This is a genomic window from Priestia sp. Y58 (assembly GCF_029522095.1).
Classification (GTDB): domain Bacteria; phylum Bacillota; class Bacilli; order Bacillales; family Bacillaceae_H; genus Priestia; species Priestia megaterium_E.
Genome location: NZ_JAKWFL010000018.1, coordinates 19,521 through 36,667, shown reverse-complemented (window position 1 = coordinate 36,667; position 17,147 = coordinate 19,521). Strand labels below are relative to the sequence as shown.

The 17,147-nt window shown below is 38.2% G+C and carries 16 protein-coding genes and 1 rRNA gene; 2 read left to right on the top strand and 15 right to left on the bottom strand.

Annotation, left to right across the window (positions count from 1 at the left end; genetic code table 11):
- The 12 genes from MMB68_RS27160 to bioB all read right to left on the bottom strand — a co-directional run.
- Window positions 1–107: ribosomal RNA gene (locus MMB68_RS27160) — 16S ribosomal RNA — on the bottom strand; the annotation flags it as partial.
- A 375-nt stretch (window positions 108–482) separates the two neighbouring features.
- On the bottom strand, window positions 483–1,496 hold the full coding sequence (locus tag MMB68_RS27155) for a C40 family peptidase (protein ID WP_277549594.1): 1,014 nt from the start codon (window positions 1,494–1,496) through the stop codon (window positions 483–485).
- Window positions 1,497–1,528: 32 nt separating this feature from the next.
- Window positions 1,529–2,602 (bottom strand): dipeptide epimerase, encoded by a 1,074-nt coding sequence (locus MMB68_RS27150; protein WP_277448689.1) that lies wholly within the window; start codon window positions 2,600–2,602, stop codon window positions 1,529–1,531.
- A gap of 59 nt (window positions 2,603–2,661) precedes the next feature.
- On the bottom strand, window positions 2,662–3,828 hold the full coding sequence (locus tag MMB68_RS27145) for a DUF819 family protein (protein ID WP_277549593.1): 1,167 nt from the start codon (window positions 3,826–3,828) through the stop codon (window positions 2,662–2,664).
- Window positions 3,829–3,921: 93 nt separating this feature from the next.
- Window positions 3,922–4,245 carry a DUF3870 domain-containing protein gene (locus tag MMB68_RS27140; RefSeq protein ID WP_028412670.1) on the bottom strand — a complete coding sequence of 108 codons (324 nt, stop codon included), beginning with the start codon at window positions 4,243–4,245 and terminating at the stop codon, window positions 3,922–3,924.
- Between the two features lie 223 nt (window positions 4,246–4,468).
- Entirely contained in the window at window positions 4,469–5,206 is a 738-nt protein-coding gene (locus MMB68_RS27135; RefSeq protein ID WP_277549592.1) for a glycerophosphodiester phosphodiesterase, read from the bottom strand.
- Window positions 5,207–5,292: 86 nt separating this feature from the next.
- Window positions 5,293–6,633 carry an ABC transporter substrate-binding protein gene (locus MMB68_RS27130; RefSeq protein WP_277448687.1) on the bottom strand — a complete coding sequence of 447 codons (1,341 nt, stop codon included), beginning with the start codon at window positions 6,631–6,633 and terminating at the stop codon, window positions 5,293–5,295.
- A gap of 13 nt (window positions 6,634–6,646) precedes the next feature.
- The gene (locus MMB68_RS27125) at window positions 6,647–7,459 is read right to left on the bottom strand and encodes a carbohydrate ABC transporter permease (RefSeq protein ID WP_033580861.1); all 813 of its coding nucleotides are present in this window, start codon (window positions 7,457–7,459) and stop codon (window positions 6,647–6,649) included.
- Window positions 7,456–8,391, bottom strand: a complete 936-nt coding sequence (locus tag MMB68_RS27120; protein ID WP_028412674.1) for a carbohydrate ABC transporter permease — start codon at window positions 8,389–8,391, stop codon at window positions 7,456–7,458. Before MMB68_RS27120 ends, MMB68_RS27125 begins: the two co-directional genes overlap by 4 nt.
- The gene (locus MMB68_RS27115) at window positions 8,388–9,503 is read right to left on the bottom strand and encodes an ABC transporter ATP-binding protein (protein ID WP_028412675.1); all 1,116 of its coding nucleotides are present in this window, start codon (window positions 9,501–9,503) and stop codon (window positions 8,388–8,390) included. The genes MMB68_RS27120 and MMB68_RS27115 overlap by 4 nt, the downstream gene beginning before the upstream one ends.
- A 20-nt stretch (window positions 9,504–9,523) precedes the next feature.
- Window positions 9,524–10,102 (bottom strand): glycerol-3-phosphate responsive antiterminator, encoded by a 579-nt coding sequence (locus MMB68_RS27110; RefSeq protein WP_028412676.1) that lies wholly within the window; start codon window positions 10,100–10,102, stop codon window positions 9,524–9,526.
- Window positions 10,103–10,346: 244 nt separating this feature from the next.
- On the bottom strand, window positions 10,347–11,342 hold the full coding sequence (bioB, locus tag MMB68_RS27105; protein ID WP_165636558.1) for a biotin synthase BioB: 996 nt from the start codon (window positions 11,340–11,342) through the stop codon (window positions 10,347–10,349).
- Between the two features lie 236 nt (window positions 11,343–11,578).
- Here bioB and MMB68_RS27100 point away from each other — a divergent pair, with 236 nt between their 5' ends.
- Entirely contained in the window at window positions 11,579–11,716 is a 138-nt protein-coding gene (locus tag MMB68_RS27100; protein ID WP_165573317.1) for a hypothetical protein, read from the top strand.
- A gap of 72 nt (window positions 11,717–11,788) precedes the next feature.
- On the opposite strand, the gene MMB68_RS27095 is transcribed toward MMB68_RS27100, so the two are convergent.
- Complete coding sequence (locus MMB68_RS27095; RefSeq protein WP_277549591.1) at window positions 11,789–14,014, bottom strand: alpha-galactosidase; 2,226 nt, start codon at window positions 14,012–14,014, stop codon at window positions 11,789–11,791.
- Between the two features lie 19 nt (window positions 14,015–14,033).
- Entirely contained in the window at window positions 14,034–14,579 is a 546-nt protein-coding gene (locus MMB68_RS27090) for a hypothetical protein (protein WP_260507094.1), read from the bottom strand.
- A gap of 321 nt (window positions 14,580–14,900) precedes the next feature.
- On the opposite strand from MMB68_RS27090, the gene MMB68_RS27085 reads away from it, so the two are divergent.
- Window positions 14,901–16,214: an APC family permease gene (locus MMB68_RS27085; RefSeq protein WP_221786149.1), complete on the top strand. Its 1,314-nt coding sequence runs from the start codon at window positions 14,901–14,903 to the stop codon at window positions 16,212–16,214.
- A gap of 132 nt (window positions 16,215–16,346) precedes the next feature.
- Here MMB68_RS27085 and MMB68_RS27080 read toward each other — a convergent pair whose 3' ends face one another.
- Window positions 16,347–17,138 carry an EcsC family protein gene (locus tag MMB68_RS27080; RefSeq protein WP_221786148.1) on the bottom strand — a complete coding sequence of 264 codons (792 nt, stop codon included), beginning with the start codon at window positions 17,136–17,138 and terminating at the stop codon, window positions 16,347–16,349.
- Between the last annotated feature and the right edge of the window lie 9 nt (window positions 17,139–17,147).

The following is a 17,147-nucleotide window of genomic DNA, read 5'->3' as shown; positions in this document are numbered from 1 at the left end:
TCCGCCGCTAACGTCATAGAAGCAAGCTTCTAATCAGTTCGCTCGACTTGCATGTATTAGGCACGCCGCCAGCGTTCATCCTGAGCCAGGATCAAACTCTCCGAAGAAATGTTTGACTTGCTCATTTTAAAAAATAAAAATTAACGTTGACGTTTGTCGCTTTGTTCAGTTTTCAAAGTTCAACCGCCGCTCTTAAGCGACTTTATTATCTTATCAAGTTACCGACGTAATGTCAACAACTTTTTAAAATTCTTTTTTCAGCTTCGTTGTTACTGTTATGTCTCAACGACGCCTTATAATAATATAACGCCCTGCACATAAAGTCAATATGTTTCGAGAAGAAAAATGTTTTTTTTCTTACTTTACTTCTTCCCCTACTGAGAAGTAGTTAAACGTAAATAATCTAAATTTTCTAATTTTTATTTATACCTATATTAAAAAAGAAGCCCTTCACAAAAAGAGCTTCTTTCTTATCTTACTAATTAAGGTAAATAACGACGTGCACCTGCATACTCTTCAATATACCCCTTCGTGTTTAAAGGAATAATCTCTACTGTCCGCTCGGAGTTCGGCGAATGAATCATCATACCATCTCCCGCATACATTGCTACATGGTGGACGCTTCCTTTTCCTTGGTTATAGGCAAAGAATAATAAGTCTCCGGGTTGAAGATTGTTCATCTCTACTGGTTTCCCTGCTCTAGACTGTGGGCCTGAGTCACGTGGAATTGTAATACCATGGGACTGGTACATCGTAAACGTAAATCCAGAGCAGTCAAATCCAAAACCACTCATGCCAGCCCATAAATATGGAAGATTTAAAAATACCTTTCCGCTTTCAACAAGCTCCGTGCCAGTTGGTACAGGAATATCTTTTTGAGACGCGTAGATTTTTCCTGCTTTTGCAGAAACCCATGCTGTCTTTCCATTTGGTTTTAATACTTTATATGCACTCTTTGATTTTGCCAAAAGAGGTAAGCGCGTATTATAGCTAACTTCAATGCCTTTCTTTTTCAAAGAAGGCGAATGATATAAATAAGTAGTCGGAGCCGTCACCATTACAAAAGGCTTCTTTGCATACTGTTCGTACGTTTTGCTATAGGTTAATTGTTTAGTAGGCATCCACCCGGGATATCCTAATTCATTTCGAGAAGTAGGCTGTCCGTCTACAGCTACTTTGACCCAATCTCCTTGTCTCTCTAAAACCGTTACTTTGTTTCCATATAACGCTTGTGTCTCAAGCATCCCGTCACTAGATAACTGCTGCTTCTGTTTCAAATTCATCGATGTGGTCCACTTCTTCATATCTACAGGATTAGTAGCTGACGGAGCGTCCACTTCACGCAAGATGTTTGGTGCTGTCCAAAGAGTAGCTGCTGCGACATCTATATAAGCAGTTTCTTTTTCTTCAGAAGCATGAACAGAAGGAACTGCACTGACTCCAAATGTAGCTAAAATAACTGTTGTTACCGTCAAAAGCCAAAGTTTTATATTCATCGTCTCTCTCCTTCTACTATATTACTATCTTTTTATTTTGAGATAGGAACGGTGATTTCTCCTATTCCAGGAAGATCTGATAAGAAAACCTCTTGACCGCTGTACTTTAACACATCCAGTTCAGTTGAAAGCCAAAGAGGAGCATCTAAGTCAAAATACGTGATATTTGGATGAGCGGCTGCCAGATGAGCAGCTGCTCCCACGGAAAGTGATGGTTCCATCATACTTCCAATCATACACGCAACACCGTTCGCCTCAGCAATACTCGCGATTTTTCTTGCTTCATTAATGCCTCCGCACTTCATTAGCTTAATATTTAAAAGATCCACGTACCGCCCGCTTACAAGCCTTAATGCATCTTTGGCAGAAAATAGACTCTCATCTGCCATAATGGGTACGTTTACTCGTTCAGTCACAAACTTTAACCCTTCCCAATCATGAGCAGGGACAGGCTGTTCTACCAATTCAATACCAAAGTTGAGAGTTTCCATTTTATTAATTAATTGCACTGCTTGTTTTGGAGTCCATCCTTGATTTGCATCCAACCGAAGTTTTACATGATCCGGAATGACAGATCGAATATGTTTAATACGCTCAAGGTCTAGCTCAGGAATTGAACCTACCTTCACTTTTAAAATGTCAAATCCGTCCGCTGCACTTTTTTGTGCGTCTTCAGCCATTTTTTCAGGTTTATCAACACTTATCGTCATACACGTAGAGATAGGCTGCTTATCGCCCAAGAAAGCATATAAAGGAATGTTGAGAAACTTTGTATAAGCATCATGCAAAGCGATATCGGCAGCCGCTTTAGCACTTGAATTGTGAATACAGCAGCTTTGAATTTTTTTTAAGAGTTTTTGAAACTGACGTATATCCTCCCCTATTAGCGCTAGTTTAATAGGTCCTTGAAGTGCAGCTTGAATGCCTTCTAAAGAATCGCCTGTAATAACATATGTTGGCGAAGCCGCTCCTTTTCCTTTTATTCCGTTTTCTAACTGAATCTCTACACTTATGCTGTCTATCTCTGTTGCTGTTCGAAGCGCTGTTTTAAACGGAACGAGCAGTGGAACGGTTTGATGCTTTACAGTTATGTCTTTAATTATCATTTCAATCGCTTCCTTTCGATTCAGCACACATATTCTTTTATACCTATTTTGGTTTATTCTTAGATCGCCCCTAAAATTTTGGCGATCATCATACCAAAATAAGTACCTAAGAAGGAACCCATCAGAGCCATAATGACTCCTACCGGAATCAGTGCACGGTTATAAGCAGCTGCAAGCATTGGAGCAGACGCCATTCCGCCAATATTAGCTAAACTGGCTACCCCGAGCGTAAATAAATCATATTTAAATAGTTTAGCTAGCAACAGCATGATCACTAAGTGGACGAACATAATGAGAAAACCAGATACTAAGTAAATAGGAGCCTGAGCTAAATTTGAAAAATCTGATTGAGAAGCAATTAACGCTACAACGATGTATAACATAACGTTTGATACATCGAGCGTACCTGGAATTTTTGCCGCTGGAGTTACAGCAAGCACTAAACCAACGACAGAAGCAATCATAATCGTCCAGCTCGTTGCATTAATAACGGCTCCCACTTCAGGCAAACGCCCTCCGATAAATGTAGACAATGCCGAAACGAACAAACCTAGCCCAAGCAAATAAAGAAGATGCTGAAACTGTGGGCCTTCTTTTTCGCTTTCAGATGTTGCTGCGACTTCATCTATACTATTCTCAATAAAGCTGACGTCTGCTTTTGTCCATTTATTAAATTTAGATGCAAATGGTACAAGCCAAAACATAAACATAACCCATACGGCATAGTTAATCGTATCCATCATAAGAGCGTAGCCAAATATATTTTCTGGAACATCCAAAATCCCTTGAAGGGCAACCATGTTAGCTGACCCACCGGTCCAACTTCCTGATAAAGCACCAAAAGCTTTCCACGTATCCTCTACATAGAAATTCTTAAAGATGGCATAGACGAGGATAAAGCCTATCATTATACTAAAAACCGCAACGATGAATCCTCCCAGCATTCTTGGACCAAGTTTAATTACACTTCGAACATCACACTTTAACAGCATAAGCATCAGCATAGCAGGAAGAAGTGCATTTTTAACGCCTTCATACATGGCGGCATTTGACTCGCTATCCCCAAATAATCCTGCCGTTTGCATAAGAGCCGCTCCTATATAAATAAGTACAATACCTGGAATAAACTTAAAAAATCCATTGGCTTTAAATCTTTTTTCAATTCCTACCATGAGCGCAGCAAAGGCAGTTAACACACTCACATACATAAATCCATCTTGAATCATTTATTCTTCCCCCTTCATCTCCCCGAAAATGTTTTTATGCAAAACAAAATCCAGCCCAACGTTTGAAAACGTCAGGCTGGATTTCGTCTAGGTCTATGTAGACAAAGCAGCTGTTATTTGCTGATATTTTTTCTGTGCATCATGAAACGCTACCACCAGCGCTTTTTGGGAAGACCCGAAGTAGCGGCTGTTAATGTCGTCTATAAGGGTGGGATCACTTATATGACGTCCAATAAAAATTGATTGAACAAATCGAACGGTTAACTCAATCGTCGCTGAGCATTCCACATCAATAATTTTTCCATTTGTTTTATCAACTACCAATCCTAAAAAATACTGATTGAACTTTTTAGTAATCGGATTGCTTTGAGGAGCTTTGGCATCTCCAATAATATAGATAGTATCTTGATCATACATGATTTTTTATTCCTCCTAAAAGAGATAACAGACGATGCTAGGGACCGGCAAATGAACATTTGCGGAGCTACGCAACATGTATTCGCTTTCATAAGGAACATTATAATCTACTCTCAATATATCATCTATAAAACAATTTCACAATATAAATTTTATACTATTCAGAATAAAATAATATTTACCCTATAAAAAAGGCCGTACGAATACATACGGCCTTTCTGCGTCATCCTTTGAACATTGTAGAGGAAAAACGGTTAGGGTAATCTGTCATCACTACTTTTACTGAAGCCTGCTGGAGCTTCAAAAAGTCATTCAGTTCATTAATTGTATATACTCGTAAGTCTAATCCTTCTTGCTTTGCTTTTTTCCCGTACGAAGAAAGAGCAAACGACATATCACAGTGCAGGTGCGCACCTATCGATTTTGCTTTTCCAATCGCATCTTCACTCACCCCTTCAAATAAAAATCCTGTTGGGATATATGAATGGAGAGATCTCACTTTAGCCAAGCTATCATAGTTAAAAGATGACAAAATAACTTGATCTTCTAAATCAAACTCATCGATTAGACGAAGAACTTTTTCCTCAAGTTTTGGATAGTAAATTTGGTCACTTTTTAATTCAATGTTCACGGTCATTTCTGTCTTTTTGTCCATCATCCACTCAAACACTTCTATTAACGTGGGAATTGATTGTTTAGAAAAACGAGAATCATACCAGCTTCCAGCATCGAATAACCGCAGCTGTTTATATGAAAATTCTTGAACATATCCCATTCCATTCGTCGTTCTGTCAATTCGTTCATCGTGAATCACTACTATTTCTCCGTCTTTGGTTAGTTGTACATCCAATTCAATACCTGAAACTCGCATTTTTCTAGCTTCTTCAAATGCAATCATTGTATTTTCAGGATATCGTCCGCTAAAGCCGCGATGCGCATAAAGATCAATTGAATTATTCATTGTCCTCTATCTCCCCTAACTAGTCATTCACTAAATAAAAAGCTCGTCCTCAAAATAACTTGAAAGACGAGCTTCGTAATCATACGTTATTTTTGATTGGCTACTTCTAATGCTCTATTCGTTTCTTTTGCTGCTTGATCAAGTGCTTGTTTCGGCTTTACTCCCTGGTACAGGCTTTCCATTCCTGTTACTACCTTTTGGCGTGATTCCGGAAATACCGAAATTAAAGCGCCTTGTGTTGCCGAAGTTGATTTAGTTTTATGAAGCTGATCAACCGTCACTTTTAGTTGAGGATATTTTTTCCATTCTTTCTTTACGATTTCTTGATCATATGCTTTAGGATTAACCGCAAAATAGCCACTTTCCACGTGCCATTTTGCCTGAACTTCTGGTGTTGCTAAATATTTCATGAAGTCCCACGCCGCTTTAGATGTTTCATCACTAATTCCTTTAGACATCCATAAAGATGCTCCCCCGATAGCTACTCCTTGGCGATCCTCTTCTTTTGGCACAGGAAGATCTGATACACCCACATCAAATGGAGCATTGTCTACTAATGTTTTAATACCTGCTGATGAATCTAAAAACATTGCAATTTTTTTAGATTGAAATGCTGCGCGCATATCATCCCAGTTTTGCCCTACATTGTAGAAGGTACCTTCTTTGTACATATCATTGATTAAATTAAATGCGTTTTGTCCTTCTTTTCCATTAAATACTGCCTTCTCGGCATCCCCTTTACGACCGTTTTCGTGATCTACATACAAACCGCCTTGAGAAGCAACTAGCTCTTCAAAGAACCATCCGTAATTTAGAATTGAAAAACCGTATTGTGATGTTTTATTTCCTTGTTTCTCTGTTAGTTTCTTTGCAGCTGCCTTTAATTCATCATACGTTTTTGGTGGATTTTCAGGATCTAACCCTGCTTTTTTAAAGGCATCTTTGTTGTAAACTAACACAGGTGTTGAAGAGTTAAACGGCATTGAATATTGCTTTCCATCTACTTGGTAATAGCTTGAAATATTTTTCTCCCACTGTGAAGTATCGTAGTGGTCTTCATCAATAAATTTTTGAACAGGCTGAACCTTACCACTGTCTATCATGAATTTCGTTCCTACTTCGAACGTTTGCATGATAGCAGGTGCATCTTTAGTTCCTGCTACCGTATTAAATTTTGTTTGTGCTTCCTCATACGTTCCTTGGAAAACGGGCTTTACTTCAACTTTATCCTGAGATTTATTGTACTCATCGACTATTTTATTGAGTGATTTTTCAAGGTCACCGCTCATGGCGTGCCAAAAAACGACTTCTGTTTTACCTGATGCTGTTTTTTTAGTTTCTTGCGCTTCCGAAGAACCAGTTGAGTTTGAGCAAGCGCCTAGAATGACCAGCAAGCATGCCGTTACGATAGCCAATATCTTTTTCATCACATTCACTCTCCTATTTAATTGCACCTTGTGTTAATCCTTTTTGAAGACGTTTTTGACCTAGGAATAATAGTAATAATGTCGGTATAATAACAACCACGACAGCAGCCATAACCACTCCCCAATCAGTTGAAATCTCCTGCGTTTGCATTTGTTTTAAACCAATCTGAACGGTACGAACATCCTCTGTATTTGTCACTAACAGTGGCCATAAATACATATTCCATGTTGTTAAAAAGCTATATACGCCAAGCGTAACTAGACTTGTTTTAGAAACAGGAAGCACAACATTCCAAAAGAAACGAAAGCGGCTGATCCCTGCGACTTGAGAAGCTTCATACAGCTCGCCCGGAATGGTTTTAAACTGTTGACGCAATAAAAATGTTCCAAATGCTAAGGCGAAAAAAGGAATTGTTAATCCCAAATAGTTATTAATCCAGCCTAGCTTTTGTGCTGTTAAAAAGTTAGGAACCATCGTTGCTTCCCATGGAATCATCATCGTAGAAATAAAGAGAAAGAAAATAGTATCTCTTCCTTTAAATTTAATAAATACAAATGCAAAAGCAGCCAAACTTGAAACTAACAGCTGCCCAGCCATGACAAAAATAGATACAGCAAAACTATTAATTAAATAATGAAGCAGCGGAACTTTTTCAAAAGCATCCCGATAGTTTTCAAATGAAAAAGATGATGGCCAAATCTTCCCTTCCAACACTTCCGCTCCACTCATAAAACTAATGGAAAAAGCGTATAGAATAGGAAACATCAATACTAAAGTAGCTGCAATGAGTAACAAATAAGTTGTCCATTTTCTCGTGATGCTCATTGATAATGTACCTTCCTTTCTCCAAGCTTAAATTGAAGAGCCGTAACCAGTAGAATACAGAAAAACAAAATTGTAGCTTGAGCACTTGCAGAGCCAACATTATAGTTTACAAATGCATCTTTGTAGATTGAATAAACAATGACATTTGTGGAATCTGTAGGCCCGCCTTTTGTTAAAATGTCAATTTGTCCAAACGTTTGAAACGCGTTAATAAACGAAACGGTGATAATAAAAAACAGCGTTGGCGAAAGCATAGGAAGCGTAATTTTACGGAGCTGATACCAATAGCTAACTCCAGCAATACGCGCGTTTTCATACAGCTTTTCATCAATATTTTGTAACCCGCCAAGTAAAATTAAAAAGGTAAAACCAATGTTCATCCAAATCGTAGAGATGGACACAGCAATCAGCGCATACTTAGGATCTAATAACCACTGCACATCATGAATGCCTACAAGATTTAATACTTTATTAATAACACCGATTGTCGGGTTATACATAAACATCCAAATTACAGAAGAAGCCGCTACGCTCATTCCCATCGTAGATGAAAACATTGTTCTGAAAAAACCAATTCCTTTTAGCTTTTCATTTGCGATTAGCGCTAGGAATAATGCAATAATTAAGCCAATAGGCACCGTGTATAGTACAAATAAAAAAGTGGCTTTCATACTTTGTAAAAAGTTTGGATCTGTAAATAGATAAAAGAAATTTTGTAATCCTACAAATTTCAAGGGATTTCCCTGTGTGTCTGTAATAAAAAGACTTAAATATAAGGTCTTAATCATTGGGTAGAAAAGAAATACACCAAATAACAATAATGATGGCAGCAAGTAAGATAATCCTACCAATAGGTTAGGCATTGACTTCTTTTCTTGTGGATTTGATGAAACAGAAACAGGCGAGTTTGCTGTTTTGGTAACAGCACTCATACAAATGCCCCCTTTACAGTTAAATCTTCCGTTGATGGTTCATAGTGCAAGCATGAACCTGTATCACTATCAAATAAAAACAGGTGTTTTGGATCGATAAAAATAGGGACGCGCTCTCCCACTTTTATATTCCATTGACCGTTCCACTTAGCCATCCACTGTTTGTCTCCCATTTGAAATGTAAGCAGTGTTTCCGTTCCTAGAATTTCGACATTATCTACCTCTACGATAAAGCTGGTGTTGTCGTTTGTCGCAAGCTGAACGTGCTCAGGTCTTACTCCAACCACAACTTCCTTTTTACCGCTAAGGTTGTTGTATGATGCACTCATAGAAATAGCTCTTCTATCTTCAAAAACGAGTAAGTTATTTTCTATAGAAACGTTTGATAAGTTCATAGGGGGAGAACCTATAAACGACGCTACGAACGTGTTTGCCGGTGCATTGTAAATATCGAGCGGACGCCCAACCTGCTGAATATTACCTCCATTTAAAATCATCATTCGATCCGCCATCGTCATCGCTTCCGTTTGATCATGCGTGACATAAATCATCGTAATACCTAACTTACGCTGAATCTGGCGAATTTCTGATCTCATCTTTGCTCGCAGCTTCGCATCCAAGTTGGATAACGGCTCATCCATCAGGCAAATAGGTGAATGAGTAACTATAGCACGTGCGAGTGCTACACGCTGACGCTGTCCTCCCGAAAGCTGTCTAGGCTTTCGTTTTAAATATTCACTTAAACCAAGCATTTCTGCTGCTTCCCTGCAGCGCTTGTGCTGTTCTTGCTTTGAAATCTTCTTTGTATGCAGACCAAAAAGAATATTTTGTTCTACTGTCAAATGCGGATATAAAGCATAGTTTTGAAACACCATGGACAAATCGCGCTGACTTGGAAGCAGTTTATTTGCTTTTACATCCCCGATTAGCAACTCTCCCTGTGTGACTTCTTCTAATCCGGCAATCATTCGCAGCATTGTACTTTTCCCGCACCCTGAAGGACCTACTAATACGAAGAATTCTCCAGGTTCAATTGTGACATTAATATCTTGAATGACATTTGTTTTTTGATCGTATGACTTTCCAACGTTAACTAACTCTACTTTTTTCATTAAAAACGCTCCTTTCTCGCTCATTCATATTTTTTCCACAGCCATGATTTTCCTGTAGAAACTGCCGTAGCCCCTGCTTTTAAAGCAGCTTGGATATGGCTTTCATTTTGAATGAGTCCACCTGTAATAATAGGGATACTTGTTTTTTTAACGATTTTCTCTATCATCTCCGGAATCAATCCTGGCATTAGTTCTAATGCATCCGGTTTAATATCTTGAACGGTTTTTAACCCTTGTGCTACTGCGTCTGTATCCACTAAAAACAGCCGCTGAATAGCAACCAGCCCTTCCTGTTTTGCGTAATTAATGAGTGAACTTTTAGTGGTTACGATACCTGTGGGCTTTACAAACTTAGCGAGAAATTTAAGCCCTTCCCGGTCATAGCTAATTCCCGGAATTTTTTCAATGTGTAAGAAAACCGTTCGATTATGCTGTTTGAGTAAATCTACATAGCGTTTAATTACACTGATGTTTCCCGTTAATAAAAAGGCGGCCTGGATCTCTGTTTCTAAAAATTGCTCTAAATTTTTCGGACTTTTAATGGATGCAATTAAACGATCTTGTCCAAGCTGTTGTAAGAAATCTGCTTCCTTATTCAAAACGATTCCTTCCTTTCATTTATAAAAAAACCACAAAAAACGCATAGGATGTTTATATAGACCTATTGTTTTTTGTGGTTTCTCAATTTCATAACCTTAGTAACTATTCACTTATCGTTCACATGTTTTATAATAATGGTTATTTGTGAAGGCAATATAAAGAAGCTGTTGAGTTTTGTAAAGTAAACGTATAGTTCCTGTAAATCTGCTGAAGATAAAAAAAGCCGTTGATTTCTCAACGGCTTCACAGTGCACATTCTTCGATTTCAAATCCTAAATCTTCAATTAATCCCCAGTCAGCTGTAGGTTCTTGACCTTGAGTCGTTAAATAATCGCCTACAAAAATTGAGTTTGCAGCAAACAAACCAAGCGGCTGAAGTGATCTGAGGTTAACTTCTCTGCCTCCTGAAATTCGAATTTCTTTGGTTGGATTTACAAAACGCATCATCGCTAACAGCTTTAAGCATTGCATTGGCTTTAACGCCTTTTTGTCTTCTAGAGGCGTTCCTGGAACGGCAACAAGAAAATTGCATGGAATAGAATCTGCATCTAACTTTTTAATTTGAAAAGCTAATTCAACGGCTTGTTCATTTGTCTCGCCCATTCCAAAAATTGCACCGGAACAAGGTGACAAACCTGCTTTTTTAGATGTAGTAACCGTATCGACTCGATCTTCATAGCCATGCGTAGAACAAATATTGTCATAGTTATCAGCGTGAGTATTTAAATTATGATTATAGCGATGAACACCCGCCTCGACTAGTTCGTGTGCTTGATCATCTGTTAAAAATCCTAGACAGGCACAGATTTTCAAGTCTGTCTTTTGACGAATTTCCTTTACCGCTCCCACTACGTGCGCTACTTCTTTATCAGTAGGGCGGCGGCCTGACGCTACGATACAATATGTACCTGCTTTTCTTTTTTGAGCTTCAAAAGCACCTTCTACAATTTTCTCTTTTGTTAACCACGCATACTTATCAATCGGCGCTTCTGATACAATCGACTGCGAACAATATCCACAGTCTTCTGGGCATAAACCCGATTTAGTATTGATAATCATATTAAGCTTTACTTTTTTCCCATAATGATGATGACGAATTAAGTACGCGGCATTCATGACCTCTAACACTTCTTCATCCGGTACATGAAGAAGTTGAAGCGCTTCTTTATATGTAATTTCTTTCCCTTTAATAATAGACTGAGCAAGTGCTTTCCAATCTCTTAAACTTGTGGTTTCCATCGATTCCCCTCCAATTAGTAAACTGAATATAATAAAGAGTTAACATTTATAACTAAAAGTTACCATTATCACGCCTTTTATGTCAACACTTCATAAATAACAGTTAACTTAAAGAGGCTGGGACAAAAGTAGTTGAGCCCAAGTAAAAAACGAACTATTCATCAACCTGTTTGATGAATGGTTCGTTTTTTTTTGGATGATGCATATCGTTTTATTTGTTTCGTTCCTTCTAGCAGTTGATTGGAGGGCAAGGCGAAGACTCCTGCGGGAAAAGCGGAACAGGTGAGACCCCGCAGGAGCGAAAGCGACGAGGAGGCTCAGCGGCCGCCCGCGGAAAGCGAAGCCTTGCACGGAAATCAATTGCGGTGTCATAACCAGTCCAGCTCATGTATCTCATTTGTTCGTCTTTCGATTGGATTTATTTCGTTATGTCCCAGCCTCTTTGCTTATTGCGCTTGCAGTGTGTAAATAACCGATACAAAGTCTCCAAATTTTTTATCGTATGCTTCAACACCCGGATATTCATGAGTTAGAGCAATTCCTGCGTACATGAGCTCATCTCCATAAGCTGTTTGGTCTGTTTCCATCACTGTATATTCATAATCAGGATGAAGCCCTTTTAGCTCAATGCGTTCATAAGAAGGATTTGATCTAGCTAATACTTGATAATAACCGATGATTGCCTGTTTTTGATCGGATGAAACAACCATCCAGCTCGTCACATTTCCATCTTGTTCAAACGGACTTTTTAATCGATAGAATGTTCCATTTTGAATAAGAGATCGGTATTTTTTATAATACTGAATTTGTTTTTTTACCGTTTCTTTTTCATCTTCTGTCATCAGCGTAACATCTAACTCATAACCGAATGCGCCAAAATACGCAACGTCTCCTCTTGTTTCTAGACTTGTTACTCTGCGTACTTGATGATTTGGTACGGCTGATACGTGTGCTCCCATTGAACTGATTGGATAAGCAAAAGACGTGCCGTACTGAATTTTTAGACGTTCAATCGCGTCCGTGTTATCGCTCGTCCAAGCTTGAGGAGCATAATAAAGCATTCCCGGATCAAATCTAGCGCCCCCGCTTGCACACGATTCAAATAAAATATCCGGAAACTTCTTTGTTAGTCGCTCATACAAATCATATACTCCTAAAATGTAGCGATGTACTACTTCAAACTGGCGATTCGCGGGTAGCCCAACAGATCCAATCTCCGTTATATTTCGATTCATATCCCATTTTATATAAGAGATAGGTGCTTCACTTAAAATAGCTTCCATTCGTTCATAAATATAATTCACTACTTCTTCTCGTGAAAAATCAAGCACGTATTGATTTCGTCCATGAGACTGATGACGATTTGGTACATGAATCAACCAATCTGGATGCTGTTCATACAAGTTGCTTTGCTTTGAAATCATTTCAGGTTCAAACCATAATCCAAACTCCATGCCTAAATCCGTTACTTTTTGAGCCAATGACTTCATACCGCCCGGAAGCTTATTTTTGTCTACAAACCAGTCTCCAAGAGAAGTTGTATCATCATTACGTTTACCGAACCAGCCGTCATCCAATACAAAAAGTTCAACGCCTAGCTTTTGTGCTTCTTTGGCAATATGTACAATTTTCTCTTCGTTAAAATCAAAATACGTCGCTTCCCAGTTATTAATTAAAACCGGGCGCTCCAAATCCCGCCATTTTCCTCTAGCGAGACGCTTGCGATAAAGCTCATGATACTCTTGGCTAAGTCCGTTTAGACCGCTATTTGAATAAGCCAGTACTAGTTCTGGTGATTGAAAAGTTTGTCCACTTTCTAGTCGCCACTGAAAATCAAAAGGATGAATGCCCATCGTTATTCTTGATACATTATAATGATCTACTTCCACTTGTCCAAGAAAGTTTCCGCTGTATACAAGACTAAAACCATACGCTTCTCCACTATGTTCAGTTGCAGCTGGATTCTTTAAAATTAAAAATGGGTTTTGCTGACTGCTGCTTGTACCTCTCGCACTAGAAATACTTTGAATACCAGGCTGAAGCATTCGTGTTTTCACGTGTCTTTCTCGAATCCACGCACCGGAAAGCTGAACCATCTCATAATTTGATGTAGGCAAATCAATGCTGCCGCTCATGATACGCAAAATATCGACTGCTTCTTCTCCTCTATGCTCAAATCGTGCGTGACGCGTAATAATATTTCGGTCTTCGTAAACGGTATACGTTAAAATAAGTGATGCATTGAGCAATTTATCAATCAGTTCAACTTCTACACTTGTGGCTTCACTTTCTTCTTCTACATATGTAGCAGGTAAGCCGTTCAATGGCTTCTTGCCTTTGTAAATTTTATGGTTATCGTATTCAAAATTCGTGATTCGGCTTCCGTTTTGCTGAAGAAGTTGATAGGCTGGCTCTCTGAAGTCTGTTGTTCCATAAGAAGGATACTCTTGTTTAATTGTTTCAAGAGAAAATGCTAGTTCTCCTTCATATACTGAAGCGCTAGCTCCTCTTGTTTCTACACGTAAAAAATGCTGAAAAGATGAACGGTGCTTAAGCTTCTTTCCATAGTACAAGTGACCAAGCTGCCCGTTTCTCAACACTGAAAAGATATAACTTACATCCCGTCCCTGCAGGTGAAATTCCTTTGTACCTTCATTAAATAAGATTCCCACTTTATTCCTCTCCTTACCATCAAATATCTAACGAGACATTTCCTTTTTCATCTATTGCCGTTGCATGCTCAAAGGCAGATGCTAAATTAATCTCTGTTCTCTCATACCATTTCGCTAAATCTTTAAATAACTCTTCTGTTTCAAGCATTCTTGTATCTATTCGCAGTTCAGTTTCATAGCTATGAAGAGACCAAGTGCTTTCACTAAATAAGGTCAGTTCTACATCTAGACACATGTCTTTCCAATTGGGAGCACACAGAATAGGATGGCGTATATCTGAACATGCAATGGTGTAGCGGTTAGAACCATTCTTATTCATAAAACAATGAACAAAAGAGGCATTCACATCGCCCTTACTAGTTTGTAAAGATTTATATAGTTGGATATCTAACAATGGAACGCTCCATTTTAATTTCATTTTTGGAAGAATTCTTTTTTTAACCGACTTGACCGTTAATTTAATAAAGTAAACACCATCTTTTTTTGTTTCATCCAATACGACATGCACACCTGGTTCCTTGTTTATCTCCAAGTTTATATAGGGTGTAGCAATCACTTCCTTCATCTCCTTCACCATCATTCTTAACTTTGTACACCAACAAAATGTAACCGCATTCAAAAATTTGTTCTCGTATTTATTACAAGTAGATCACCCTAAACGAAGCTTTTTTTACTTTCTTTCATTTTATGTAAAATACTTTCTAGGCTCAATGGTAAAAATCAAAGTGAAAAAGAGCATTTTTTTGCTTTATCTAGTAATCAATTAAATGCTCTTTATCTCTTAGCGCGCAATTTTCTCTTCTTTTTCAAAAAAAGATGACAAACCTAATAATATAGTATAATAATAAATAATGCAGAATGATTATACACAGAAAGGATGACAAATATGAATCATGAACCTTCTCTTCTTAAACAACTAAAATTATGGCATATTGTTGTGATAGGGTTAGGCTACATGGCACCTATGGCCGTTTTTGATACATTTGGCATTGTAACTGAATCAACAGATGGACATGTTTCAGGCGCTTATGCATTCACGTTGATTGCTATTTTATTTACAGCCATTAGTTACGGAAAGATGGTAAAAGCTTTTCCCGGAGCTGGTTCCTCTTATACATACGCACAGCAAGTAATGAATCCAAGCATTGGTTTTTTGGTAGGATGGACGGCTCTTCTTGATTATCTATTTCTGCCAATGATTAATGCACTTTTGACAAATATTTACCTAAGTTCTCTGTTTCCAGGTGTTCCAAAGGCCGTATGGATTATCAGCTTTGTTGTCATCATGACCATAATGAATATTTTCAGCGTTCATTTAACCGTTTCTTTTGGTACGCTATTAGTTGCTTTTCAAATTTTAGTCGCTATTATCTTTATTATTTTAAGTGCTACAACTCAAGGCCAAGAGCTATCATTTAAACCGTTTATAAGTGAATCGGCCTCTATATCTCTGTTATTAAACGGAGCAGCTATTTTATGCTTTTCTTTTTTAGGATTTGATGCTGTAACCACTATGGCCGAAGAAACACTTAAGCCTGAGAAAACCATTCCTAAAGGGATTCTTATCATTGCGTGTACGGGAGGCGCCTTATTTATCACGGTTTCTTACTTTGCGCAGCTTCTTTTCCCTTCAGCCTCTTTGTTTCATGATTTAGAAGGTGCATCAGCGGAGATCGCTTATAAAATTGGCGGCCAGCTTTTTCAATCTATTTTTGTAGCAGCGGCCTTGACTTCAACTATTGCTTCTGGACTTGTCTCACATATGAGTGCATCAAGACTTCTCTATGCAATTGGGAAAGATGGTTATCTGCCTCGGGGAATTTTTGGCTATATTCACCCTAAAACAAAGACGCCTGTTTGGAACGTAGTGATTATTGGTGGCCTCTCTTTAATTTCACTAGGTCTGTCTCTTGAAAAAGCTACCTCTTTAATTAATTTTGGTGCTTTAATTGCGTTCAGTTCAGTGAACATAGCGGTTTTTATCCATTATTTTATTCAACAAAACAAACGATCTCTCAGTGGATATATTTCATATGTACTTATGCCTTTACTCGGCAGTTTATTTTTATTTTTTATGTGGCTTAACTTAGAAAAAACATCTTTATTTATCGGTATTATATGGAGTATAATCGGAATTATTTATTTACTGATTGCCAGACGAAAAAATAATATTACCATTCCTACTTTTCATTTTGATTAAGGAAATAGACTTAACACATGAAAGCTGCATTTACTATACCAATGAAAAAATCCGAACACATTCGATTCTTAATCAAGAATCAAACGCGTTCGGATTTTTCTTCAACTAAAATACTTTCGTACCAGCCTTTTTCTATTTTTTAGATTGTGAGACTTTTTCCAAAATACGCCTTTTACGGTAAAGCATCATTCCAACTTCTCCTATATCGCTAATCGCTTGTTTGTTAATATACGCCCCAAATACCATTCCTGCTATAGGAATCATTTGAAATAGCTTTTTCCATCCCAAGTTGTCTCTATAGGTTAGAAACACTTCTCTCCAACCTTGGAGCTGCTGCAAGCTCTGCGTTCGATTACCGCTTGCTAATTCTTCTAAAATCGCACGCTTTCCTACAATATCAGAGGACGAAAACTGCATGCATTTGACCATAAAAATTCGTTCCTCTTGCTCAGTGGGGTCATAACCATAAGAAACAGCCACTTCTTGCAGTGTCTTAAGTGTAAGCCCTAATACAAAAGGAACATCAATCGCCAGTGTGAAAATCCCGCCTACCCCAGTTGTAGCTCCTTGCAGCTGTGCATTCTTTTTTCGGACTTCAATAAAATACTCTGCCAATTCATCCATTTCCTGCAGAGATAAATGCTGAATATCCTCTATCGAAAGCTGTTTCTTTTCTTGTAATTGTGCTGATGCTTTTTCTAGCGTGGCAGACGTATTAGCTAAATACTGGCCTCCATTATCAACATACTTAGCAATTTCATCTAATAATTTTTCTATTTTTTGATGAATGAACTTTGGCGTTACTTTATCTAAAGCTGAAAAAGGCAAGCGAGCCAGCCGCTCCCAGAAAAAAAGTCCTTTTTGGTCTTTCTCCCACTTTTCAATTTTTCGTAACTCTACTCTTAACTGCTCATGCTCTGACATATCCTCACT

What these genes read in the sequence shown, in the direction of transcription:
- MMB68_RS27145 (WP_277549593.1), bottom strand. Translation starts at nt 3,828, where the DNA reads ATGATTCAAGATGGATTTATGTATGTGAGTGTGTTAACTGCCTTTGCT.
- MMB68_RS27150 (WP_277448689.1), bottom strand. Translation starts at nt 2,602, where the DNA reads ATGATAATTAAAGACATAACTGTAAAGCATCAAACCGTTCCACTGCTC.
- MMB68_RS27115 (WP_028412675.1), bottom strand. Translation starts at nt 9,503, where the DNA reads ATGAAAAAAGTAGAGTTAGTTAACGTTGGAAAGTCATACGATCAAAAA.
- MMB68_RS27080 (WP_221786148.1), bottom strand. Translation starts at nt 17,138, where the DNA reads ATGTCAGAGCATGAGCAGTTAAGAGTAGAGTTACGAAAAATTGAAAAG.
- MMB68_RS27135 (WP_277549592.1), bottom strand. Translation starts at nt 5,206, where the DNA reads ATGAATAATTCAATTGATCTTTATGCGCATCGCGGCTTTAGCGGACGA.
- MMB68_RS27130 (WP_277448687.1), bottom strand. Translation starts at nt 6,633, where the DNA reads ATGAAAAAGATATTGGCTATCGTAACGGCATGCTTGCTGGTCATTCTA.
- bioB (WP_165636558.1), bottom strand. Translation starts at nt 11,342, where the DNA reads ATGGAAACCACAAGTTTAAGAGATTGGAAAGCACTTGCTCAGTCTATT.
- MMB68_RS27120 (WP_028412674.1), bottom strand. Translation starts at nt 8,391, where the DNA reads ATGAGTGCTGTTACCAAAACAGCAAACTCGCCTGTTTCTGTTTCATCA.
- MMB68_RS27155 (WP_277549594.1), bottom strand. Translation starts at nt 1,496, where the DNA reads ATGAATATAAAACTTTGGCTTTTGACGGTAACAACAGTTATTTTAGCT.
- MMB68_RS27140 (WP_028412670.1), bottom strand. Translation starts at nt 4,245, where the DNA reads ATGTATGATCAAGATACTATCTATATTATTGGAGATGCCAAAGCTCCT.
- MMB68_RS27090 (WP_260507094.1), bottom strand. Translation starts at nt 14,579, where the DNA reads ATGAAGGAAGTGATTGCTACACCCTATATAAACTTGGAGATAAACAAG.
- MMB68_RS27085 (WP_221786149.1), top strand. Translation starts at nt 14,901, where the DNA reads ATGAATCATGAACCTTCTCTTCTTAAACAACTAAAATTATGGCATATT.
- MMB68_RS27125 (WP_033580861.1), bottom strand. Translation starts at nt 7,459, where the DNA reads ATGAGCATCACGAGAAAATGGACAACTTATTTGTTACTCATTGCAGCT.